Below are 24,331 nucleotides of genomic sequence, written 5' to 3'. Positions count from 1 at the left end.
GGAGCCTGCCATGAGCCTGATCAAGGAGATCGATTTCGGCACGCCGATCCGGGTTTCGGAGAAGACGGTAACGCTGACGATCGACGGAGAAAGCGTCACGGTGCCGGCCGGCACCTCGGTGATGGCTGCGGCGATGAGCCTCGGCACCAAGATCCCGAAGCTCTGCGCCACCGACTCGCTGGAGCCGTTCGGCTCCTGCCGGCTCTGTCTGGTCGAGATCGAAGGCAGGCGCGGGACCCCTGCCTCCTGCACGACGCCGGCCGAGGACGGCATGGTGGTCCGCACGCAGTCGGAGAATCTCTCCGGCCTGCGCAAGGGCGTGATGGAGCTCTACATTTCCGACCATCCGCTGGATTGCCTGACCTGCTCGGCCAATGGCGACTGCGAATTGCAGGACATGGCGGGCGCCGTGGGCTTGCGCGAAGTTCGCTACGGCTATGAGGGCGAGAACCACGTCTTCGCCAAGACGGCCGACGGCCTCGCCAACGAGAACTGGCTCGGCCTCGACAGCTCGAACCCGTATTTCACCTATGACCCGACCAAATGCATCGTCTGCAACCGCTGTGTCCGGGCCTGCGAGGAGGTACAGGGCACCTTCGCCCTGACGATCACCGGGCGGGGCTTCGACTCGCGCGTCGCCCCCGGCCCGACCGATTTCCTCGGCTCCGAATGCGTCTCTTGCGGCGCCTGCGTACAGGCCTGCCCGACCGCGACGCTGATGGAGAACAGCGTCATCGCCATGGGCCAGCCGGAGCATTCCAAAGTCACGACCTGCGCCTATTGCGGCGTCGGCTGCTCCTTCAAGGCGGAGATGCAGGGCGACAAGGTCGTCCGCATGGTGCCCTACAAGGACGGCAAGGCCAATGAGGGCCATTCCTGTGTGAAGGGCCGCTTCGCCTGGGGCTACGCCACCCATGCCGACCGGATCACCAGGCCGATGATCCGCGAGAAGATCACCGATCCCTGGCGCGAAGTGTCATGGGACGAGGCCATTCAGCACGCGGCCTCCGAGTTCAAGCGCATCCAGGCGAAATACGGCCGGGAGTCGCTCGGCGCCATCACCTCGTCTCGCTGCACCAATGAGGAGGTCTTCCTCGTGCAGAAGCTGGTGCGCGCCGGCTTCGGCAACAACAATGTCGATACCTGCGCCCGCGTCTGCCACTCGCCGACGGGCTACGGGCTGAAGACGACGCTGGGAACCTCCGCCGGCACCCAGGACTTCAAGTCGGTCGCCAAGGCCGACGTCATCCTCGTCATCGGCGCTAACCCGACGGACGGCCACCCGGTCTTCGCCTCGCGCATGAAGAAGCGCCTGCGCGAGGGGGCGAAGCTCATCGTCGCCGACCCGCGCCGCACCGACATCGTCAAGTCGCCCCATATCAAGGCCGACTATCATCTCCAGCTCAAGCCCGGCACCAATGTCGCGCTGATCAACGCGCTCGCCCATGTCGTCGTCACCGAGGGGCTGATCGACGAGGATTATGTCCGCGAGCGCTGCGACCTCGCCGATTTCGAGATCTGGGCCCGCTTCATCGCGCAGGAGCAGAATTCCCCCGAGGCCAGCGAACAGTTCACCGGGGTTCCCGCCGCCGATGTGCGGGAGGCGGCGCGGCTCTATGCCAGGGGCGGCAACGGCGCGATCTATTACGGCCTCGGCGTCACCGAGCACAGCCAGGGCTCGACCATGGTGATGGGCATGGCCAACCTCGCCATGGCGACCGGCAATATCGGCCGCGACGGCGTCGGCATCAATCCGCTGCGCGGCCAGAACAATGTCCAGGGCGCCTGCGACATGGGCTCTTTCCCGCACGAGTTCACCGGCTACCGCCACGTCTCGGACGATGCCACGCGGCAGGTCTTCGAGATGATGTGGGGCGTGACGCTCGATCTGGAGCCGGGCCTGCGCATCCCCAACATGCTCGACGAGGCCGTCGGCGGCACCTTCAAGGCGCTCTACGTCCAGGGCGAGGACATCGCCCAGTCCGATCCCAATACCCAGCATGTCACGGCCGGGCTGTCGGCGATGGAATGTGTCGTGGTGCAGGACCTGTTCCTGAACGAGACCGCGAAATACGCCCATGTCTTCCTGCCGGGCTCCTCCTTCCTGGAGAAGGACGGCACCTTCACCAATGCCGAGCGCCGCATCAATCGCGTCAGGCAGGTGATGGCGCCGCTCTCGGGCAAGTCCGAATGGCAGGTCACGCTCGATTTCGCCCGGGCCCTCGGCTACGAGATGGCCTATTCCCACCCTTCCGAAATCATGGACGAGATCGCAAGGCTGACACCGAGCTTCGCTGGCGTCAGCTACGACAAGCTCGAACGGCTCGGCTCGGTGCAATGGCCCTGCAACGAAAAGGCGCCGGCCGGCACGCCGCTGATGCATGTCGACCGCTTCGTGCGCGGCAAGGGCAAGTTCATGATCACGGAGTTCGTGCCGACCGAGGAACGGACGGGCGCGCGCTTCCCGCTGATCCTGACGACGGGACGCATCCTGTCGCAATACAATGTCGGCGCGCAGACCAGGCGTACCGCCAACGGTGCCTGGCATGACGAGGACGTGCTGGAGATTCACCCCTTCGACGCCGAGAACCGCGGCGTTAAGACGGGCGATCTCGTCGCACTCACCAGCCGATCGGGCGACATCTCGCTGCGCGCCGAGGTCTCCGAGCGCATGCAGCCCGGCGTCGTCTACACCACCTTCCACCATGCCGAGACCGGCGCGAACGTCATCACGACGGACTATTCCGACTGGGCGACGAACTGCCCGGAATACAAGGTGACCGCCGTCGAGGTCCGGCGCACGAACTATTATTCGCAATGGCAGGAGCGCAATCGCGAAGAGGACGTCTCGCTGCGCCGGATCGCGGGCAAGAACACGGGACGGCTGCCGGATGCCGCGGAATAGTTCGCCCGCCCAGCCCCCGGCAAGTTGGGCCGTCGAGGCGGCACCGGTGCGCTTTGCCACCGGGCCCGGCGCGGCGGTGAGCGCCGAGGTCGCCGTCGAGGCGCCGATCAACATCGTCTACGGCAACCAGCCCTATGCGGTGATGATGGCGACGCCGTCCGATCTCGAGGATTTCGTCACCGGCTTCAGCCTGACCGAGGGCATCGTCGCCCAAGCCGGAGAGATCAGGGGCATCGAGGTGGCGCCGCAGCGCGATGGCATCGTCGTGACGGTCGATCTCGTGCCCGGCCGCTTCCGCGAACATTTGGCGCGCCGGCGCAACCTGTCAGGCCGCACATCCTGCGGCCTTTGCGGCGTCGAGACGCTTGCCGAAATGCCAGTCGCCCGGGGCGGCATGTCGCCCCTCCCACCGATACGGGCGGAAGCCGTCGCATCAGCGCTGGCCGCGCTCGAACGCCATCAGCCGCTGCATCGCCTGACCCGCGCCGTCCATGCCGCGGCCTGGTGCGACAATCGCGGCACGATCCTCGCCGCGCGCGAGGATGTCGGCCGGCACAACGCCTTGGACAAGCTGATCGGCGCCCGGCTGAGGGCCGGCCACGAGGCCGGCAACGGCTTCATCCTGGTCACCAGCCGCGCGTCGTTCGAGATGATCGAGAAGACGGCGATCTTCGGGGCACGGACACTGGTTACGATCTCGGCGCCAACCTCGCTGGCAATCGAGCGTGCGAGGGCGCTCGGCCTGACGCTGATCTGCACTGCGCGCGGCAACGGCGCGACGCTCTACGCCGGTCACCTCGCTGAGACCGCCGAGGCGCAGGCGCGATGACCAAGACGAAGGACGGCAATCGATGATCGGAAACGATGCGGGCGAAAAGCACGCCAAGCTCGCGCGCATGGCCAACCAGATCGGCGACTACTTCAAGGCCTACCCGGAACAGCAGGCGGTCGCCGCGATCGCCGATCACATCAACCAGTTCTGGAGCAAGCGGATGCGCGAGGATTTCCGCGCTGGCTTCGAGGAAGACGCCTCGGCCCTGTCCTCGCTGGTGCGGCAGGCGCACGCCAGGATCGCGCCCGCACGAAACGCCTGAGCACGGCGTCCACAGCCCAACGGCACGCGAAGGCGCCGCTTTCAAGCGAATTGTGGGAGATCAGCACGTTACGTGCGGCCTGGTGGAGCTGAGGGGATTCGAACCCCTGACCTCTGCAGTGCGATTGCAGCGCTCTCCCAACTGAGCTACAGCCCCGAGGCGCTGGCCTTCTAGGCCCTGCGTCGCGTGTCTGTCAATCGCCCTCGCCATGAGTTTCTCAGGAGAGTTTCTCGGGCGAGTTCCACCGGCCGGGTGGGGACGGAGCGCGGCTGTTCAACGACGATCAAGAGGAATGCCGATGCGTGCTGTTCTCGACGTGGTGATGCTCGCCTTGAACATCTACACATGGCTGCTGATCATTTCGGCGGTGCTGAGCTGGCTGATCGCCTTCAACGTCCTCAACACCCGCAACCAGTTCGTCGCGACCGTCTGGGACATGCTCTACCGGGTCACCGAACCGGTGCTGCGCCCGATTCGCAACATGCTGCCCAATCTCGGCGGCCTCGACATCTCGCCGATCATCCTGCTGCTCGGCATCTTCTTCATCCAGAGCGTGATCGTCCGTTACATCTACCCGAACGTCTTCTGAGGGCGGTTCGCTGCACGGCGTGACCGCGCCCTGGACCGCCGTCGACGACGGCTTGCGCCTGACGGTCAGGCTGACCCCGCGCGGCGGCCGCGACGCGATCGACGGTGTCGAGACCCTCGCCGATGGCCGCCCGATCCTGAAGGTGCGGGTGCGCGCGGCGCCCAGCGACGGCGAGGCGAATGCCGCGCTGATCGCGCTTCTGGCCCGTGAACTCGACCTGCCACGCTCGGGCGTCGCCCTTGTCGCGGGCGCAACTGCGCGCCTGAAGACCGTGGCGTTGACGGGCGACGCACAAAGCCTCGTCGGCCGGCTGAAGGCGAAGATCGCGCTCGGATGACGTCCCCGGAAGCCTTCCGCGCTGCAGCATGCGCTTGACGAAACCGCGCGCCTCCTGTTCCAAGGAGCCATGGACAAGCCAGCAGCCCCCTTTCCCGATCGGCTGACCGAAGGCTACCGCGCCTTCCTCGACGATCGTTTCGACCGCGAGAAGGATCGCTACGAGAAACTCGCCGAAAGCGGCCAGACCCCGAAGATCCTCCTGATCGGCTGCTGCGATTCGCGGGTCTCGCCGGAAGTCATCTTCGATGCGGGGCCCGGCGAGATGTTCGTCGTCCGCAACGTCGCGAATCTCGTGCCGCCCTTCTCGCCCGACGACCAGCTCCACGGCACCTCTGCCGCGCTCGAATATGCGGTGCAGGCGTTGAAGGTCGAGCACATCGTCGTGCTCGGCCATGGCCGCTGCGGCGGCATCCGCGCCTTCGCCGACGATACGCAGGGCCCGCTCTCCTCGGGCGACTTCATCGGCAAATGGATCACGCTGATCGGCCCCGCCGCCGAACGCTCCGGCGGGCGCGGGCGCCACGAGACGTTGGACGGCTATGTCGAGCGCCTGGCCTTCGCCTCGATCCAGCAGTCGCTCGCCAATCTGCGCAGCTTCCCCTGCGTGCAGATCCTTGAGGGCAAGGGCAAGCTGCATCTGCATGGCGCCTATTTCGCCGTCGCCACGGGTGTGCTGATGATCCTTGACCCCGTGACCGGCCAGTTCGTTCCCGCGATCGGCGAACTGCCACGCAAGGCTCAGCCGATCCGCTGCGACTAGAGCGCACGCCGGCTCAGTGAACCCGATCGGTCGCCCCCTGCGCGGGCCGGCCTTCCGATGGCCGTGGGCGATCCGTCGCAGCCTTGCGGCCGGGGTCAGTGCGCGAGCGCTTCCTCCCCGGCCCAGCCGCTCGCCGGAGCCACGTTGTCGTGGTCGATCATGTTTGTCATCGGCGCGGCGAAGAGGCTAACAACCGCATCCTGCAGCGCGAAGATCGGCCGGAAATGCGTGGCGTCGGTATCTTCGGCGATCTCATCATACCGGTTGTCGAGCATCAGCCAGCTGCCGTTCCGGCGCACCGCGAGGACGGCATGATCCTCAAGCGCGCGCTGGTCCCAGACGAGCAGGATGCGGATGTCGTCGGCGCTGACGCCCAGGCGACGCAGGAGGGCGTATTTCGCGATGGCGTAGTCTTCGCAATCACCGAAGCCCCCGATAACCTTGAGCGGCGATGACCAGACATCGACAACGCCATGGCGCGACAGGTCGCTGGCATAGCGGATGGCGCGATTGACCGTCCGGTTGACGAACGCGACCCGCTCGTCCGAGGCAAGCGCCTGGGCCTCGTTGGCGATGTTGAGAAGGGTGCGCGCGGCCGCCGGACAATCCGCCTGCGCGGCGCCGCAGCGATCGACGACAGCCAGATCGGAAGCGACGTCCTTCTGAGCCGCACTCCACTTCGCGACGACCGTCGCGTTGGTCGTGCCGAACTGAACATAGCCGCGATGGGAGAAGGGGTCGCGCTTCGGCATCTCGGCAGCGACATGCCCCCCGAAAGGATCGGTCGAAGCCAGCCGGAGCCCCTCATTGGCGCTGCTCTGAGCCGGCTGCGGTTCGACGATGCCGTTGCGGCGGGAGAGAACTTGGGCGATCGAGAAGAACGTCGGCACACCCGTCGAGAGCGCAGGCGGCACGGCAGTGCGCCTGACGGGCCGACTCGAGCGCGTGTCGCTCGCAGCAGCGTCGCCAATGAAGACCAATGCAGCGACGACGCCGGCAAGCGTCATCACGCTGCGTACAAAGCACAGCCGATCCATATTCTATGGTCCCTGTTGCGACGAGACCTCGACCACTTGAGTGGTTCTCCAGGCTTCTGCCTGTGACTCGTCTCTATTCGACAGCAACAAGGAACAATGGGCGCAGTTCTCGCTGAGTTAAGAACTGACGTCACAAAGCGGGCATCTCGGGATGAGGTGAACAAGCCGCGAGAAAAATTGCTTTATTTTTCTTTCAACCCGAAACGCTTGGGTAAATGCTTTGTTGACGGGAATGCCGGGCTTTTACCGGCCTTCGCTCTCGAGCCCGAATTAACTCTTATTCACACGGGTTTAGCGCTTTCGCCGCCGAACTGTTGACGAATGGTCAATCGTAAACAATACGTTAAGACACCAGCTAAAGTTGGTTCGGCTGTGCGTATCGGGGGGATGGCGTGATGAACGCTCCGTTTATTTTGGCTCAGGCCTCGGTGCCTGGGGGCACTTCGGCCGCCCCGACGGCAAGCGTGAAGCTCGTCAAGCCCTCAGATGGCGCCGCGGTGGTTCTGCGCGTCGACCCGGGTACGCGGCTCGATTTCTCGGGCATCGCCAACGATCAGATCGTGATGGTTCGCTCCGGCGACCGTCTCATCATCCTCTTCCAGGATCAGTCGGCGCTCGTCCTGCAGCAGTTCTTCGATCCGCTCGGCCGCCCCGCGGATGGCGTCGGCATCGAAGTTGGCAACGGCCAGAACATCTCCGGCGCGCAGTTCGCGGGCCTGTTTCCGATCTCGACGGATCAGTCCGTCCTGCCGGCGGCCGGGCCTGCCTCCTCGTCAGGTTCGGTCGGCTCGGCGCTGGCGGTCACCGATCCGAATTTCGGCCCGGGGATCACGCAGCGCGATGGAACCGCCCTGCTTGCGGACGAAGGCGCGGGCGGCGGCCCCGAGATCACCCCTCTCGCCGAGGAGAACATCCCCTCGATCGCAGCAACGCAGAGCGCCATCATCGTCGACGAAGATGGTCTGGGCGGCTCCGATGGCGGCATCGGCGACGTCGCGGGCACCGCCACGGTCGTCAATGGCAGGATCACGCTGGCGTTCGGCGCCGACGGCGCCTCGTCGACCACGCCCATCATCTTCACGGACGGTCCGACCAGCCTGACATCCGCCGGCCTGCCGGTGACGCTGACTTGGGATCAGGCGAACCTCACCTTGACCGGCGCGACGGCGAACGGTCCCGTGTTCACGCTGGTCATAACGAACTTCCTGACCGGCGACTATACATTCACCCTGCTCGCGCCGCTCGATCATCCGATCGCGAATGCCGATGACAGCCTGACGATCGAACTTCCGTTCATCATCCAGGACGGCAGCGGCGATCGTGCCGCGGGCTCGCTTTCGGTGACGATCAACGACGATACCCCCGATGCGGCGCCGATCGCGGCGCAGACGCTTGCCGAAACGACCGGCGGGCAAGGCAACGTCTTCATCACCGCCGTTGCGACCTCGTCTCTGAACATCGACTGGAATAGCGACGACGCCAACACGAACACCGGCCCGATCGACCGCAAGGTCGCCTTCGCGGCAGGTGTTTCCGCGCCGGCCGGACTGACCTCGAACGGCGAGGCGATCAGCTACGCCTTCAATGGCGAGCGCACGCTGCTGACGGCCACGGCCGGCGGCCGGACGATCTTCACCGTCCAGCTCTCCGACCTCGCCAACGGCTCGTACACCTTCACCCTGCTCGACAATCTCGACCATCTCGGTGCCGGTGCCGCGATTCAGGCGCTCGGCTTCGCCATTGTCGCGACCGACGCCGACGGCGACACCGTTCCGAACAGCTTCACCGTGAATATCGTCGATGATGTTCCGGTTGCGGGCGCGATTGCGGCGCAGACCCTGTCCGAAATGACGGCGGGCCAGAGCGAAGCCGAAGGTCCGAGTGAAGGGCAGGGCGAGGGGCAAAGCGAGGGTGAAGAAGCGGGCAACGCCTTCATCTCGAGCGACGTCACCGCTTCGCTGAACATCGACTGGAACAGCGACGACGCGAACACGAACGCCGGCACGATCGACCGCAAGGTCGCCTTCGCGGCGGGCGTTTCAGCGCCTGAGGGCCTGACCTCGAATGGCGAGGCGATCACCTACGGCTTCAACGCCGATCGCACCCTGCTGACGGCCTCGGCCGGTGGGCGCACGATCTTCACCGTCCAGCTCTCCGATGCCGGCAACGGCAGCTACACCTTCACGCTATCGGACAACCTCGACCACCTCGGCGCCAGCGCAGCGAGCCAGGCGCTCGGCTTCGTCGTCGTCGCGACCGATGCCGATGGGGACAGCGTCAACACCGGCTTCATCGTCAACGTCACCGACGACATTCCGACCGCTGGCGTCATCCTGGCGCAGACGGTTGCCGAGACGACCGGCGGCGAAGGCAATGCCTTCGTCACCGCGATCGCGACCTCGTCGCTGAACATCGACTGGAACGGCGACGACGCCAACCCGAACAGCGGCACGATCGACCGCAAGGTCGCCTTCGCGGCGGGCGTTTCAGCGCCTGAGGGCCTGACCTCGAACGGCGAGGCGATCACCTACGGCTTCAACGCCGATCGCACCCTGCTGACGGCCTCGGCCGGTGGGCGCACGATCTTCACCGTCCAGCTCTCCGATGCCGGCAACGGCAGCTATATCTTCACGCTCTCGGACAACATCGACCATCTTGGCGCGAGCGCGGCAAGCCTGGCGCTCGGCTTCGCGATCGTCGCGACCGACGCCGATGGCGACGCCGTGCCGTCGAACTTCACCGTCAACGTCATCGACGACGTCCCGACCGCAGCTCCGATCGCCGATGAGACGATTGCCGAGACGACCGGCGGGGAAGACGATTCCTTCGTCACCGCCATCGCGACCTCGTCGCTGAACATTGACTGGAACAGCGACGAGGCGAACACGAACGCTGGCACGATCGACCGCAAGGTCGGCTTCGCGGCCGGGCTGTCGGCGCCGGCTGGCCTGACCTCGAACGGCGAGGCGATCAGCTACGGCTTCAACGCCGACCGCACGCTGCTGACGGCAACCGCCGGTGGCCGGACGATCTTCACCGTCCAGCTCTCGGATGCCGGCAACGGCGCCTACACCTTCACGCTCTCGGACAACATCGACCATCTCGGCGCGAGCGCGGCGAGCCTGGCGCTCGGCTTCGCGATCGTCGCGACCGATGCCGATGGCGATGCCGTGCCGTCGAGCTTCACCGTCAACGTCACCGACGACGTCCCGACCGCGGCTGCGATCGCGGCGCAGACGCTGGCCGAAGTGACGGCGAGCGGCGGCTCGAACGCGTTCCAGGCCCAGACTCTGTCGGCGATCTCGCTGAACATTGACTGGAACAGCGATGACGCCAATCCGGGTGTCGGCGCGATCGACCGCAGCGTCGCCTTCGCCGGCAACACGGTCTCGACGCTGAACGCGCTCGGCCTGACCTCGAACGGCCAGGCGCTGAGCTATGCGCTGAGCAGCGGCAACACCGTCCTGACGGCTTCGGCCGGCGGTCGCGTGATCTTCACGGTGAGCCTCTCGGATGCCGGCAACGGCAGCTACAGCTTCACGCTCTCCGACAACATCGACCATCTCGGCGCCAATGCGGCGAGCCTGGCGCTCGGCTTCGCCGTCGTCGCGACCGATGCCGATGGCGACAGCGTCAACACCGGCTTCACCGTCAACGTCACCGACGACGTGCCGGTGATCACGAACCCGGTCGCCGGCTTCGTCGACGAGGAGGGTCTGTCGAGCAGCGGCAACAGCGATGGCGAGCACAGCTATCCCGGCGATCTCGCGGGCACCGCGACGACGGTGACGGCCTCGCTCGGGGTCGACTGGAACGCGGATGACAACAACAGCGGCAGCGCCAACCGCTCGCTCGCCTTCAACGGCTTCGTCAACGGCCAGAACGCGACCTATGGCGCGGGCACGAACCTGACCTCGGACGGCCAGCAGGTGAAGATCTGGGTGGTCGGCACGACGCTCTACGGCTTCGTCGGCAGCAATCCGCCGAATGCGAACACCGCGCCCTCGACGGGGCAGCGCGTCTTCACCGTGACGCTCGACGACACCACCGGCAATTACAGCTTCACGCTGCACGACAATCTCGATCACCCGGTCGCCGGCAGCGAGGACGACATCGTCCTGAGCTTCGGCTTCCGCGCCACCGATGCCGACGGCGACAGCGCGACCGCGAGCTTCACCGTCAGCGTCGACGACGACGGCCCGCGCTTCACCAGCGCCCCGGATGCGCGCACCGTCGACGAGGAGTTCATCAACGCGTCCGGCAATACCGGGCTGGAGCACAACTATCCTGGCGACGTCCTCTTCGACTTCGCCAGCGCCAGCGGCGACCTCAACATCGCCTGGGGCATGGACGACAACAATGGCGGCGCCGCCGATCGCTCGGTCGCCTTCCTGAACGTGGCGAACAACCAGGCCGTCACCTATGGCAACGCCGCCGCGACCCTGACCTCGAACGGCGCGACGGTGCGCTTCGTGCGGGTCTCGGCGACCGAGATCCTCGGCATCGCCGACGACGACAATGACGGGCTGGTCAGCGCCGGCGGCCGCCGGGTCTTCCGGGTGACGCTCTCCGACGAGGACAGCGGCAGCTACCGCTTCGAGGCGCTCGACAATCTCGACCACCCGCTGGCCAATATCGAGGACAACATCGTCCTGAACTTCGGCGTGCGCGCGACCGACGCCGATGGCGACAGCGTCGATGCGAGCTTCTCGGTGACGGTCAACGACGACGCCCCGCGGATCGGCAATCCCGAGAGCGAGTTCGTCGACGAGGACGACCTCGCCAACGGCAACGACAACCCGCCGAAGGACTCGCTGGTGCACACGGGCGATCTCGAGATCGCCTGGGGCATGGACGACAACAACAGCGGCGCGACCCATAACCGCAGCGTCGCCTTCACCACGAGCGCGGCACCGGCCGGGCTGACCTCGAACGGCGAGGCGATCAGCTACAGCCTCAGCGCCGACGGCCTGACCCTGACCGCCAGCGCCGGCAGCCCGGCGCGCACGGTGTTCACGATCACGCTCTCGGACAATGGCAGCGGCTCCTACACCTTCACGCTCTCCGACAACATCGACCACGCCGTCTCGGGCCCGAACGACGACAGCCGTACGCTGAACTTCGGCTTCCGCGCCACCGACGCCGACGGCGACAGCGTCACCGACAGCTTCAACATCACCATCGCCGACGACCGGCCCGAGATCGGCAACCCGGTCGCCAGCGCGGTGACCGAGAACACCAGCGGCCCGGCCGGCGCCGAGGTCTTCGTCGCGGCCAGCGCCGGCGGCTCGCTCGCCATCGCCTGGGGTGCCGACGACGCCAATCCGAACAGCGGTGCGATCGACCGCTCGGTCTCGTTCTCCACCTCGATCGACACCGGCGACACGGTGCGCACCAGCACCGGTGCGACGCTCACCTCGAACGGGGTGACGGTGCGCTTCCTGCGGGTCTCGGCGACCGAGATCCTCGGCATCGCCAACGACAATGGCGGCGCGCTCGACGCGAGCGACCGCCAGGTCTTCCGCGTCACGCTCTCCGACGCCAACAACGGCTCCTACAGCTTCGAGCTGCTCGACAATGTCGACCATCTCGGCCAGCAGGGCAGCTCGCTGCGCCTGGACTTCGACTTCGTCGCCCGCGACGCCGATGGCGACACCGCCAGCGACGACTTCAGCGTCACCATCAACGACGACCAGGGCCGGCCCTCGATCGCGCCGGTCGCCACCCAGAGCGTGACCGAGGCGACCTCGACGGCCAGCGGCAACGTCTTCACCCCGGCCAGCCTGAACGGCGTCGCCCTCGGCATCTCCTGGGGCGCCGACGACGCCAACCCGAACAGCGGCACGATCGACCGCAGCATCGCCTTCGCCGGCAACACGGTCTCGGCGCTGAACGCGCTCGGCCTGACCTCGAACGGCCAGGCGCTGAGCTATGCGCTGAGCAATGGCAGCACCCTGCTGACCGCGACCGCCGGTGGCCGCACGATCTTCACCCTTCAGCTGTCGGACGCCGCCAGCGGCTCCTACAGCTTCACCCTCTCCGACAATCTCGACCATCTCGGCGCCAACGGCGCCAAGCTCGCCCTCGCCTTCGGCTACGTCGCCAAGGACGCCGACGGCGACACCGCAAACTCAAGCTTCACAATCGATATCGTCGATGACGTGCCGGTGGCGCCGGAGCAGGTTCGGGTCGGACTCGACGACGACGCGCTGACGGGCGGAAACCCCGGTGGCGACGGCGACGGCAGCGATTCGACCAACACCAGCGGCACGCTGGCGATCCAGTTCGGTGCGGATGGCGGCACGGTCGCCTGGACCGCTCCGACCTTCATCACGAGTGGCTACAGCTACACGATCTCGGGCAGCGAGCTGAAGATCTTCCAGCTCCAGGGGACGACGACGGTCAACATCCTGACCGCGACCCTCGATCCCCAGACGGGCGCCTATTCGGTCGTACAGAATGCGCCCGTGAAGCACCCGAACGCGGCCGAGGAGAACGAGGTCCCCTACAACCTGAACTACCGCGTTACCGACGGCGACGGCGACATTGCGGACGGCGTCATCCGTGTCGTGGTCGATGACGACATGCCGGCCCTGACCGGCCCGGTGACCACCGGTCTCACCCTGGACGAGGACGACCTCGCGGGCGGCACCGACGGCACCAAGGAGGCGCTCTCGGCGACCGGTTCGCTGCCGATCAGCCTGGGCGCGGATTCCGCCAACGGCTCGAGCACGCTGAACGGCTCCATCGCGCTGAGCGCGGCGGGCGCGACCTGGACCGCGGCGACACAGACGCTCGCGGCCAATGACGGCTCGTGGAAGGTCGTTCTGAACGGCAACGGCACCTACACCTTCACGCTGCTCGACAACGCGCTGGCGCATGGCGCGGGCGACAACGGCGAAAATACGCTGGGCATCAGCATCGGCTATGTCGCGACCGACGGCGACGGCGATTCGATCAACGGCTCCTTCGCGATCAACATCGTCGACGACGTGCCGGTGGCGCCTGGAGAGGTCCGGGTCGGCCTCGACGACGACGCGCTTGCAGGCGGCAACCCCGGTGGTCCCGGCGACGGCGGCGACGCCACCAACACCAGCGGCACGCTGGCAATCAAGTTCGGCGCGGATGGCGGCACGGTCGCCTGGATCGCGCCGACCTTCAGCAGCAACTCCACCTACTCCGCGACGATCTCGGGCGGCGAGCTCAAGATCTTCCAGCTCCAGAGCGGAGCGACGGTCCATGTCCTGACGGCGACCCTGGACCCGCAGACCGGCGCCTATACCGTCGTGCAGCACGCGGCGCTCAGGCACGGCAACGGCGCGAACGAGAACGAGGTCGGGTTCGACCTGGATTATCGCGTCACCGACGCCGACGGCGACACCTCCGACGGCACCATCCGTCTGGTTGTCGATGACGACACCCCCGTGGTCGGCGCCGCGCCGGCCCTGGGCACGATCGACGAGGATGAGCGCATCGCAGCCGTCGGCGGGGTCGTCAGCGAAAGCGGCACGTTCACCGTCGCCTGGGGCGCGGATGGCGCGCGGTCGCTCGTCGCCGGGACCGGCGTCGCGGTCAGCGGCCTGGCTTCGGGCGCAGCCCTGAGCTCCGGCGGCCAGCCTGTCTCCTTCGGCTACCTGAACGGCGTCCTCGTCGGCTATGTCGGCACGACCATCCCGACCAGCCTGTCGGATGCCCGGGTCGTCCTCTCGGTCGAACTTTCGGCTGCGGGAACCGGCTCCTATGTCTTCACCCTGCGCCAGCCGCTCGATCATTCCGGCGCGGCCGGCACGCCGATCGAACTCGGCTTCACGGTGACGGCGACCGACAATGACGGTGACACGGCCGCCACGAGCTTCGCAGTGCGCATCGATGCCGCCGGCTCGATCTCCTCGATCAACTATGCGGCGCTGCAGACGGGTGTATTCGTCAATCTCGACGGCATCGCGCATATCGGCGGCAACGGGCAGCAGGTCGCCGGCGATACGGCGACGGACCTGCAGGGCGCCACGCCGAAGATCGTCGGCATCGACAACGTCGCCGGAATCGCGAATGCGATCGGCGGCGCTGGCGACGACATCCTGTTCGGCGGCAGCGAAGCCAATGTCCTGACCGGCAATGGCGGCAACGATGAGCTGCACGGGCTCGGTGGCGCCGACCAGCTCTACGGAATGGCCGGCGACGACACCCTGTACGGCGGTGAAGGCAACGACACGCTCCGCGGTGGCGGCGGCACGGACAAGGTCTACGGCGGAGCGGACAACGACACGATCGAGGGCGGTCTCGACGCCGGTACCTCCGGCTATACCAACTCGCTGTTCGACGGTGGCGACGGTTTCGACCGGATGATCGTCAAGGGCCTGTCGGCCGGACAGACGGTCGTCGCCGACATGGCTGCGGGGACGATCACGGGCGGAGTCTATCTCGGCTCCGGCAACCAGATCGCCAATCTCGAACGGCTTGAGAACGGCAATCCCGAGAGCATCCATGTCGAGTTCCACGGCGACGCCAACGCCAACGAACTGATCGGCGGCGACCAGAGCGATTTGCTCGAGGGGCGCGGCGGGAACGACGTGCTCGAGGGCAAGGGCGGCGACGACACCTTCCTCTATGCCCAGGGCGACGGTGACGACACCGTCTCCGGCGGCGACGGCATCGACACGCTCGTTCTCGCCAAGGGCGATCCTGCGGGCCCGGGCCGCAACACCTATCTCAGCGGCAACGCGACCGGCTTCACCGCCGTGGTCAGCGATGACCAGGCCGGCACCACGGCCGTCGGCGAAGGCACGGTGACGACGACCGGCGTCGAGAAGGTCGAGCTGACGCTTGGCGACTACGAGTGGGCGATCATCGGCACCAGCGGCGCCGGCGGCTACCTGACCGGCGTCACGGATGTGAGCGTGACCGGTGCCGACACCGGCAACGTCCTGTCGAGCGCCTACCTGTCCTCGGCGACGAAGCTGGTCGCTGACCTCAAGGGCGGTGACGACAGTTTCGGTGCGGGCAACCAGAGCGTCGCGGCGGATGTCGACGGCGGCGCCGGCATCGACTTCGTCTCCTATAGCCAGCTCTCGAACCCGCGCGTCGTCATCGACCTCGATGCCGGGACGGCGGATCGCTTCAACAACGCCACCAATGCGCTGATCGCGACGGACCGGATCGTCAATTTCGAGAACGCCGAAGGCACGATCAACAACGACACGATCTATGGCGAGGAGGGCGTCAACCGGCTGCAGGGCAATGCCGGCAACGACATCCTGGTCGGACGCGGTGGCGACGACCTGCTTGAGGGCGGCGCCGGCAGCGACGTGCTCTACGGCAACAACTTCTCGCTGAACCCGACCGGCTCCGATCTCGGCCCGACCACCGGCGAGAACGACCGTGCCGTCTATCGCGGGCCGGCCACGAGCTACGTCGTGACCTTCAACGCTGGGCTCGGCGCCTGGCAGGTGACGGCGCTGGCCTCCGCCCCCGAATACGATCCGGGCGGTGCCAACACCGACACGCTCTATGGCATCGAGGGGATCGACTTCGACGGCGACGGCGATGTTGACTTCAACCTCGACCCCGCGACGGCGCCCGTTCAGGTCTATAGCGGCGCCACGCTGATCGGCACCTATGCCAGCATCCAGCAGGCCAACGACGCGCCCACGACGCTGGCCGGCATGCGTATCCTGATCGCCGGCACGATCGTCGGCGAGCTGGCCACCCTGACCAAGGACAACCTCGTCGTCGAAGGTCAGGCGGACGACACCGGTATCGTGCTGACGTTGGGCGCCGGCGCGAACAACGTCACGCTGGCCGGCACGGCCCCGATCAACGTCGTCGGCAATGCCGGCAGCAACGTGATCGCCGGCAATGACGGCGCGAACGAGATCGCCGGCGGCAATGCCGGCGACACGCTCTCCGGCGGCGGCGGCGACGACATCTTCCGCCTCGGCGCTGACCTGGTGCTGAGCAGCGGAACCCGCGACATCGAGCTCGGCGACGGCAGCAAGCGCGCGCTGAGCGTGGCCGGGCTGGCCGGGACGATGGACCCGACCGATGGCGGCACAGGCAGCGACGCCATCCTGCTCGACAAGGGCGCGGGTTCGGGCTTCGTCTACGACGCCTACACGGCGACGAGCTATCTGCAGAACATCGAGAGCATCGTCGGCACCGACGGGAACGACATCATTCTCGTGCCGGCCAACTATGCCAGCAACAACCCCGGCGGCGGCATCGTCCTGGATGGCGGTACCGGCAATGACGCGCTCGGCGGCGGTGCGGGCTCCGACACCCTGCTGGGCGGCGCCGGCAACGACCTGCTCTCGGGCCTGGGTGGCGATGACACGCTGAATGGCGGCGACAACGACGACGAGCTCTGGGGCGGTGCAGGCGCCGACACGCTCAACGGCGACGCCGGCAACGACACGCTGATCGGTGGCGCTGGCAACGACACGCTCAATGGCGGGGATGGAGACGATCTCTTCGTCTACAACCCCGGCAACGGCGGCGGGATCGTCGGCGACGGCTCGGATGTGATCGACGGCGGAACCGGCACCGACAAGCTCAAGGTCACCCGTCTGGCGGCCGAGCAGAACCGCTACGACGTCACCGCGACGGCTGGCGGCTTCAATCTGACGGTCAACAACTTCTCCGGCCCGGCCGAGGCGACGCTCGTCGCCACCCGGGTCGAGAAGGTCGAGATCGAGCTCAAGGGCAACGAGCAGGTCGTCCTCACCGGCAACCTGACCGGCATCGACGTCCATGTCGAAGGCAATGCCGAGGGCAACGGCCTGTTCCTGAACCAGCTCGCGGCGATCGGCTCGGTCACGGCGAATCTGGGCGACGGCAATGACGAGGTCTATGGCGGCTCGCACACGACCGGAGCGGTGGTCAATGGCGGGGACGGCACCGACCACGCGAACTACGGCATCGTCAACGGCGCCGTGACGATCGACCTTGCTGCCGGCACGGCGATCCGCGCGACAGCGACGGATCTGATCACCAACTTCGAGAATGCGACCGGAACCAGCGCCAACGACACCATCCGCGGCTCCTCGGCGGCGAACATCCTGCAGGGCGGCGCCGGCAACGACCTGATCGAGGGCCGTGGCGGCGACGACATCCTGATCGGCGGCGAGGGCAACGACACCATCGTCCACACCACGGGCGACGGTTATGACCGGGTGGATGGCGGTTCCGAAACCGGCAGCGCCTACCCCGATTACGACGTCCTCGTCGTCAACGGCGATGCCACCGCGCGCAGCTACACGCTGTCGCGGGTCATCGGCGGCGACGAGATCCTGCCGAGCACCGGCAGCGACGCGACCGATATCCTGGTCAGCTATGCCGGCGGCGGCATCCGCGCCGACGAGATCGAGCGCGTCGTCTTCAACGCCGGCAACGCCGGCGACACACTGACGATCGGCAACATCGAGAACACGGCCATCGCGATGTCGACGATCGTGTTCAACGGCGGCGCCGGCGACGACGTGCTCGACCTGAGCACGGCGAATCTCGCAGGGCGCACGGTCGTCTTCAACGACCAGGACGTCGTGACCTCGGGCGACAGCGATCTCGTCAAGCTCGCCGGCGCCTGGGAGGACTACACCGTCGGCCGCGCGGGCGACGTCTACACCATCGTCAACCGCGTGACCGGCGCGACGGTCAAGACCACCAATGTCGAGACCTTCGAGTTCGCCGGCAGCGGCCAGACGCTGACGCTGGAGCAGATGATCAACGACGCGCCGGTGGCCAATCCCGACACCTTCGTCACCAACGAGGACACCGTCGCGGCCATCCTGAAGTCGGTTCTGCTCGGCAACGACACGGATCTGGACGGGGATACGCTGGACCTCACCGGGGTCTCCGGCCTCAGCGCGCTCGGCGCCGCCGTGACCATCGTCGGCAACGAGGTGCGCTACGACCCGACGGCCGTTGCGGCGCTGAACGCGCTGCGCCTGCCCTCGGACACGCTGCAGGACAGCTTCACCTACACCGTGTCCGACGGGCGCGGCGGCACCGCGACGGGGACGGTCTCGTTCACGGTTCAGGGTGCGAACGACCGTCCGCACGACATCTCGCTTTCGGCCAGCAGCATTGCGGAGAACAACGCCGCGAATGCCGTGATCGGGACGCTGTCGACGGCGGATGTCGATACCGGCGACACCCACAGCTACACGCTGTCGGGGACCCACGCCTCGCTGTTCGCGATCTCGGGCAGTGAACTGCGCGCCGCTGGGCCGCTCGATTTCGAGACCGCGCCGCTGCTACAGGATGGCGGGCGCGGCTATTCGATCGACGTGACCTCGACGGATGCCGGCGGCCTGAGCCGGACCGAGACGTTCATCGTTCAGGTGACGGACGTCAACGAGACGCCGGTGCCGATCACGGTGGCGTCTGCGAGCGCGCAATACGCGTTCGTCGATGGCGTTCCGACGCCGGATAAGTTCAACCTGAACATGGCGTCGCTGTTCAGCGGTGGGCAGGGCGCGCTGACCTACACCGTGCAGCACATCGCCGGGGGCGCGATCTGGGGATGGGAGCAGATCAACGGCTCGGTGATCAGCGGCGATCCGACGAACGGCCAAGTCGGCCTCTATGTCGCCAAGATCACGGCGACCGACAGCCTCGGCCAGGTCGCAAGCACTTATGTCGCGTTCTCAGCTCTCGATGCGAACGGCGATAAGTACACCATCACGAGCAGCAACGACCCCGGCTATCAGAACAACAACAGAGGCGACGCGATCATTCTCGATCCCGCGCAGGCGATCACGACCGCCGTCCTTGGCGGCCCGAACGGCGATGTGATGATCGGCAACGGGTTCAATAACATTCTTGACGGAGGCAACGGCAGCGACGCGCTCTACGGCGGAGCCGGCAACGATACTCTTCGCGGAGACACGGACACCGACTTCCTCTCTGGCGGCGATGGGAATGACACGCTGGAAGGCGGCAACGGTAGCGACGTGCTGCTGGGTGGCGACGGCGACGACACTCTCATCGGTGGCACTGACAGCGATATCCTAGAGGGCGGCGCAGGCGTCGATACGATGAATGGAAACAACGGCGCCGATATCCTGTTTGGCGGTCTGGGCGCCGATATCCTGACCGGCGAGTCCGACTCCGACATCTTCGGCTATCGCTCTATGGCTGAAGGCGGCGATCGCATCACCGACTTCAAGCAGAACGGCAACGCCGACAAGATCCAGGTGGAAATCTCCGGCTTCGCGAACCTCTCGGCGTCCGACTTCTCGGGCGGCGCCGGCTCCGCGCTGAACACCGGCTCGTTCGGGTCCGCCGCCACGGCCAGCGCGGCTCAGAGCGGGAATTTCCTAGCCGACCAGCACTTCATCTTCTTCGATGGAACCGGCGGCAGCAATCCGTCGCTGCTCTATTACGATCCGACGCCGACCAGCGCCGGCGGCGACCGTGTCCTTCTCGCCCAGCTCGAGAACGGCGCGACGGTGACGGCCAACGACATCATCCGCGCCTGACCCCTCGCAGGATGAACAGGCAGACGAGGCGGAGGCCCCACCGGGTCTCCGCCTTTTCTTTTGTGACCAACCATCGCCTAGCGCCCAAGCAGCGCTGCATCGGCGATCGAAGTGGCGCAAGCTTCTTGGACGCCGCCGCGAAGCCTTCGGCACTGTAGCTTGAGCGGCTGGAGCGGGCTTGGTCTTGATGGGAGCGCGGGTCATCCCGGATGGAGCGATGCGGAGATCCGGAATCCATTCCGGAGCGCTGATCGGTCAGCTTCCGGAATGGATTCCGGGGCAAGCCCGGGACGAAAGAGTGGTTAAGAAAAAGAATCAGCGCGCTATAGAGCCTGACCTGCAAGGCTGGGGGCACCTTGTGCCATGAAGCACGGGCGAGCCCTGCCAGGCATAGCTGCTCGTGAAGGGCGGCCGATGCGCGAGCAAGCGGCGAGCAGGGCTGTGTCGGCAGAGCGCCCGGGCGGAGGCCTCGACCCTGCCGGAAGCCATTCCGGGCTTCAGGTGCAAGACTCACCGCACACCGAGCGCCCGCTCGAGCACTAAAAAAATGCGGCGCCCGTTGGGGCGCCGCCCGCGAAATTCGCGATGCAGGGTGCGGCTTGCCGGCCTTCAGCGTTCGCGCAGCGCCTCGGTCCGAACCTTCGTGACCGGCTTCAGCATATAGGCCAGCACGCTCTTGTGTCCGGTCAGGACCTCGATCGTGCCGACCATGCCCGGGATGATCGGCAACGGGGCGTTCTCGCTGCCGAGATGGTTCTTCGTCGTGCGCACGGTCACGCGATAGAAGGTCTCGCCCTTGTCGGTGGACGAAGTGTCGGCGCTGATGCGCTCGACATTGCCGTGAAGCGACCCGTAGATCGTGGGATCATAGGCCGTGATCTTGACCACGGCGGGCTGGTCCGGGCGAATGAAGGCGATATCGGCCGGCCGGACCTGCGCCTCGACCAGCAAGGTGTCATCCAGCGGCACGATCTCGACGAGGTGCTGACCCGGCTGCAGCACGGCGCCGATGGTTGCCACATTGACCTTGTTGACGATGCCGTAGACCGGCGCGCGCAAATCGGTGCGCTTCACGCGGTCCTGCGCTGCCTTGATGGTCTCGTCGAGAACGGCCAGGTCACCACGGCTCTTGACCAGCTCCTCCTCGGCGAGCGCGCGGAAGGTGGCGGTCGCGCTCCCCCTGCGTGAGGAGGCCTCGTCGATCGCGAGCTCGATGCGGGCAAGCGATGCCTTGGCGACGTCGAGCTGGCCGCGGACATCGGTGACCTGTCGCTCGAGCCGCAGCATCTCGATTTCCGGCACCACCTTGGACTGGTGGAGACGTCGCGTCAGCGTGACCTCGCGCGCCAGCAACTCGGCGGTCGCGCTCAGGCGCTGCTCCTGGGCGCGAAGCTCGTCGCGCTCGCGCCGGCGCTGTTCTTCCTGCTGTCGCAGCACCTCGACGTCCTGGGCGAGCTTGCGCGCCCTGGCCTCGAACAGCGACAGCTCGAGCGCGACCACGCGCGCGAAGTCGCGCTCCAGCGCCGGATCGAATGCGAGCTTCTCCGCTCCGCTCGCCTCGGCGGCAAGGCGGGCAGCGCGGGCGACGAGGGCGCCGCGGCGCTCGCTGACCTCGCCCAGCTGGGCGGCGAAGCTGGTCGGGTCGATCCGCATCAGCACCTGCCCACGCTGGACGATCGCGCCCTCCCGGATATCGATCGATTCGACGATCCCGCCCTCGAGCGTCTGCAAAATCTGGATCTGGCGCGAGGGAACCACCTTGGCCTCGCCACGCGTCACCTCGTCCAGCACGGCGAAGGAGGCCCAGGCCAGCCCCACCACCAGCAGGGCCAGGCAGACGCGGATCAGGATGCGATAGGTCTTCGGCGTCCGCAGCTCGATCGCGGCGCGGACGTCGTTCGCATAATCGAAGTCAGTTGCCCGCATGCGCCGCGCCTCCCTGCTGGCCGCGGTTCGACTTGGCCAGTTCCGTCAGGATGCGGTCGCGCGGGCCATCCGCGATGATGCGGCCATGCTCGAAGACGATAAGGCGGTCGACGAAACGCAGCAGCGAGACGCGGTGCGTGCTGACGACGAAGGTGCTGTCCCGGCCGAGCACTGTGTTCAGCCTGGCGCAGAACTCGGACTCGCTGCTCATGTCGAGCGCGCTGGTCGGCTCGTCCATGAACAGGATCTTGGGGTTGCGGATCAGCACGCGCGCCAAGGCCACGGATTGTCGCTGCCCGCCCGAGAGGCTGCGCCCGCCCTCGGCGACCGCCATGTCATAGCCGTCCGGGTGCTGCCCGATGAAATCCTCGACGCCGGCGAGGCGCCCGGCCTCGACGACTTCGGCATCGGTCGATGCCGGGCGACCGACGACGATGTTCTCCCGGACGGTGCCGAAGAAGAGCTGGACGTCCTGAAGCACGATCCCGATGCCGGAGCGGATGTCAGCCGGATCGTACTGGCGCAGATCGACCCCATCGACCAGGACCTGGCCCTCATCCGGCTCGTAGAGCGCCGAAAGGAGGCGGCCCACGGTCGTCTTGCCCGAACCGATGCGGCCGACGATGCCGACCCGCTCGCCGGGATTGATCGTGAAGCTGACGCGGTCGAGGGCCTTCGTCTTCGTCCCCGGATAGCTGAAGGACACGTTTTGGAAGCTGATCGAGCCCTTGGCGACCTGGCGCGCCACGAAGACCCTGTCCTTGGGCCGCTCGGTGTCGAGCGCCATGATGCGGTCGATCGCCTGGAGCGATTGCGAGGTTTGCGCGCCGCGCGTCATCATCGCCGCGATGTTCGTCAGGGGCGACAGGATGCGCCCGATCAGCATGTTCGCGGCGACGAGGCCACCGACGCTGATCGTGTTGTTCATGACCAGGAAGACGCCGACGACGATCAGGACGAGCTGCGCCACCTGCTGGGCGGCGTTGGACAGCGTGAGGGCGAGCGAGGACCAGTAATGGACCGCCTCACCCGAGCGGGCCGAGGCCGCGACGGAACGCTCCCAGACCGATTGCATCCGCCCTTCGGCACCGAGCACCTTCACCGTCTCGAGGCTCGCAATCGACTCGACCAGCACGCCGTGGCGCGCCGCCGCTTCGGCCTGCAGTTCCTTCATCGCGCGCTCCAGCGGGCGCTGTATCAACAGGCCGATGCCGATGATCACCGGCAGCAACAGCACCGGAATCCAGGCGAGCGGCCCGACGATCAGGAACATGATCGCCACGAACAGGACGGCGAAGAGCAGGTCCGTCAACGAGATCAGCGAGGAGGAGGTGAAGAACTCCCGGACGCTGTCGAAGTCGCGGATCTGGTTGGCAAGCACGCCGACGCTGTTCGGCCGCGCCCGCATTTTCAGGCCCAGGACATGCTCGAAGATGTTCGAGGCGAGGACGACGTCCGCCTGCTTGCCGGTCAGGTCGATCATCCGGCTGCGAGCGATCCGCAGCGCGACGTCGAAGACGAAAGACAAGGCGACGCCGATGGCCAGCGCGACCAGCGAGGATACCGCATAGTTCGGCAGGACCCGGTCATAGACCGCCATCACGAACAGCGGGAAGACCAGCGCCAGCATGTTGATCAGGAAGGCGCTGAGGCCGATATGGACATAGTTCGAGCGGAACTTGCCGACGACCGACCAGAACCAGTGCGCTCCGGCGAGGTCTTTCAGGACCTCGCGTCGGCCGGCAGCGAGGGGCTTGGGTCGCACGAAGAAGGCGAGCCCCGAATAGCGCGCCTGCAGGAGCGCGAGCGGAATGTCCTCGAGCCGGGCGTCGGGATCCGAGCAATCGACGATCTGGGCGCGGCCGGCCTCTTGATCGATCGCCTTCAGCACCGCGATGCCGTCGATCAGCACCAGAACTGCGGGCAGCACCAGCGCGGGAATATCGGGAAGGGCCCGCGCCTGGGCGACGGCCTCGAGATTGGCTCGCCCGGCCGCGCGAGGGAAGAGATCCGCGGTGAGGGCGCCGTCGACAAGTGGAAGGCCGGCCCGGATCGCTTCCGCGCCAACAGAACGGCCGTAATGCGAAGAAACGACGAGCAGCGCCTGCAAGAGAGGATCGAGACTTCTCGGCTGAGCGCTATGCCGATCCTCTCTCGGTTCGATGATCACTTCCGCCAATGACATCAAGGATTCTCCTTGACG

At 66.6% G+C, this 24,331-nt stretch carries 10 protein-coding genes and 1 tRNA gene; 7 read left to right on the top strand and 4 right to left on the bottom strand.

Annotation, left to right across the window (positions count from 1 at the left end; translation table 11 throughout):
• Window positions 1-10: 10 nt before the first annotated feature.
• The 3 genes from fdhF to VGN82_RS05060 are packed head-to-tail and all read left to right on the top strand — an operon-like array spanning window position 11 to window position 3,999.
• Window positions 11-2,905 carry a formate dehydrogenase subunit alpha gene (gene fdhF, locus VGN82_RS05070; RefSeq protein WP_327525902.1) on the top strand — a complete coding sequence of 965 codons (2,895 nt, stop codon included), beginning with the start codon at window positions 11-13 and terminating at the stop codon, window positions 2,903-2,905.
• Entirely contained in the window at window positions 2,892-3,734 is an 843-nt protein-coding gene (fdhD, locus tag VGN82_RS05065; protein WP_327525901.1) for a formate dehydrogenase accessory sulfurtransferase FdhD, read from the top strand. Before fdhF ends, fdhD begins: the two co-directional genes overlap by 14 nt.
• 22 nt (window positions 3,735-3,756) lie before the next feature.
• Window positions 3,757-3,999, top strand: coding sequence for a formate dehydrogenase subunit delta (locus VGN82_RS05060; protein ID WP_327525900.1), 243 nt, complete (start codon window positions 3,757-3,759; stop codon window positions 3,997-3,999).
• Window positions 4,000-4,079: 80 nt separating this feature from the next.
• Here VGN82_RS05060 and VGN82_RS05055 read toward each other — a convergent pair.
• Window positions 4,080-4,155: transfer RNA gene (locus tag VGN82_RS05055), tRNA-Ala, on the bottom strand.
• A 142-nt stretch (window positions 4,156-4,297) separates the two neighbouring features.
• Between VGN82_RS05055 and VGN82_RS05050 the strand changes: the two genes are divergently transcribed.
• From VGN82_RS05050 to VGN82_RS05040, 3 genes are all read left to right on the top strand, one after another.
• Window positions 4,298-4,588 carry a YggT family protein gene (locus VGN82_RS05050; RefSeq protein WP_327525899.1) on the top strand — a complete coding sequence of 97 codons (291 nt, stop codon included), beginning with the start codon at window positions 4,298-4,300 and terminating at the stop codon, window positions 4,586-4,588.
• A 19-nt stretch (window positions 4,589-4,607) separates the two neighbouring features.
• Window positions 4,608-4,925: a DUF167 family protein gene (locus tag VGN82_RS05045; protein WP_327525898.1), complete on the top strand. Its 318-nt coding sequence runs from the start codon at window positions 4,608-4,610 to the stop codon at window positions 4,923-4,925.
• A gap of 69 nt (window positions 4,926-4,994) precedes the next feature.
• Entirely contained in the window at window positions 4,995-5,687 is a 693-nt protein-coding gene (locus VGN82_RS05040; protein WP_327525897.1) for a carbonic anhydrase, read from the top strand.
• A 95-nt stretch (window positions 5,688-5,782) separates the two neighbouring features.
• Here the strand turns inward: VGN82_RS05040 and VGN82_RS05035 are convergent, their stop codons facing one another.
• Entirely contained in the window at window positions 5,783-6,439 is a 657-nt protein-coding gene (locus VGN82_RS05035) for a transglutaminase-like cysteine peptidase (RefSeq protein ID WP_327525896.1), read from the bottom strand.
• A 680-nt stretch (window positions 6,440-7,119) separates the two neighbouring features.
• Here VGN82_RS05035 and VGN82_RS05030 point away from each other — a divergent pair.
• Complete coding sequence (locus VGN82_RS05030; protein ID WP_327525895.1) at window positions 7,120-20,202, top strand: T1SS-143 repeat domain-containing protein; 13,083 nt, start codon at window positions 7,120-7,122, stop codon at window positions 20,200-20,202.
• A 609-nt stretch (window positions 20,203-20,811) separates the two neighbouring features.
• On the opposite strand, the gene VGN82_RS05025 is transcribed toward VGN82_RS05030, so the two are convergent.
• Window positions 20,812-22,128, bottom strand: coding sequence for an HlyD family type I secretion periplasmic adaptor subunit (locus VGN82_RS05025; protein WP_327525894.1), 1,317 nt, complete (start codon window positions 22,126-22,128; stop codon window positions 20,812-20,814).
• Window positions 22,115-24,238 carry a type I secretion system permease/ATPase gene (locus VGN82_RS05020; RefSeq protein WP_327525893.1) on the bottom strand — a complete coding sequence of 708 codons (2,124 nt, stop codon included), beginning with the start codon at window positions 24,236-24,238 and terminating at the stop codon, window positions 22,115-22,117. The genes VGN82_RS05025 and VGN82_RS05020 overlap by 14 nt, the downstream gene beginning before the upstream one ends.
• Window positions 24,239-24,331: the final 93 nt, after the last annotated feature.

The organism is Allobosea sp. (assembly GCF_035999205.1).
Classification (GTDB): domain Bacteria; phylum Pseudomonadota; class Alphaproteobacteria; order Rhizobiales; family Beijerinckiaceae; genus Allobosea.
Note: the sequence above shows the minus strand (reverse complement) of the source record. Positions and strands in the feature narration are given on the sequence as shown.

Coding starts and splice junctions, on each gene's coding strand:
- VGN82_RS05050 (WP_327525899.1), top strand. CDS start 4,298: ATGCGTGCTGTTCTCGACGTGGTGATGCTCGCCTTGAACATCTACACA.
- fdhD (WP_327525901.1), top strand. CDS start 2,892: ATGCCGCGGAATAGTTCGCCCGCCCAGCCCCCGGCAAGTTGGGCCGTC.
- VGN82_RS05030 (WP_327525895.1), top strand. CDS start 7,120: ATGAACGCTCCGTTTATTTTGGCTCAGGCCTCGGTGCCTGGGGGCACT.
- VGN82_RS05060 (WP_327525900.1), top strand. CDS start 3,757: ATGATCGGAAACGATGCGGGCGAAAAGCACGCCAAGCTCGCGCGCATG.
- VGN82_RS05040 (WP_327525897.1), top strand. CDS start 4,995: ATGGACAAGCCAGCAGCCCCCTTTCCCGATCGGCTGACCGAAGGCTAC.
- VGN82_RS05025 (WP_327525894.1), bottom strand. CDS start 22,128: ATGCGGGCAACTGACTTCGATTATGCGAACGACGTCCGCGCCGCGATC.
- fdhF (WP_327525902.1), top strand. CDS start 11: ATGAGCCTGATCAAGGAGATCGATTTCGGCACGCCGATCCGGGTTTCG.
- VGN82_RS05035 (WP_327525896.1), bottom strand. CDS start 6,439: ATGCCGAAGCGCGACCCCTTCTCCCATCGCGGCTATGTTCAGTTCGGC.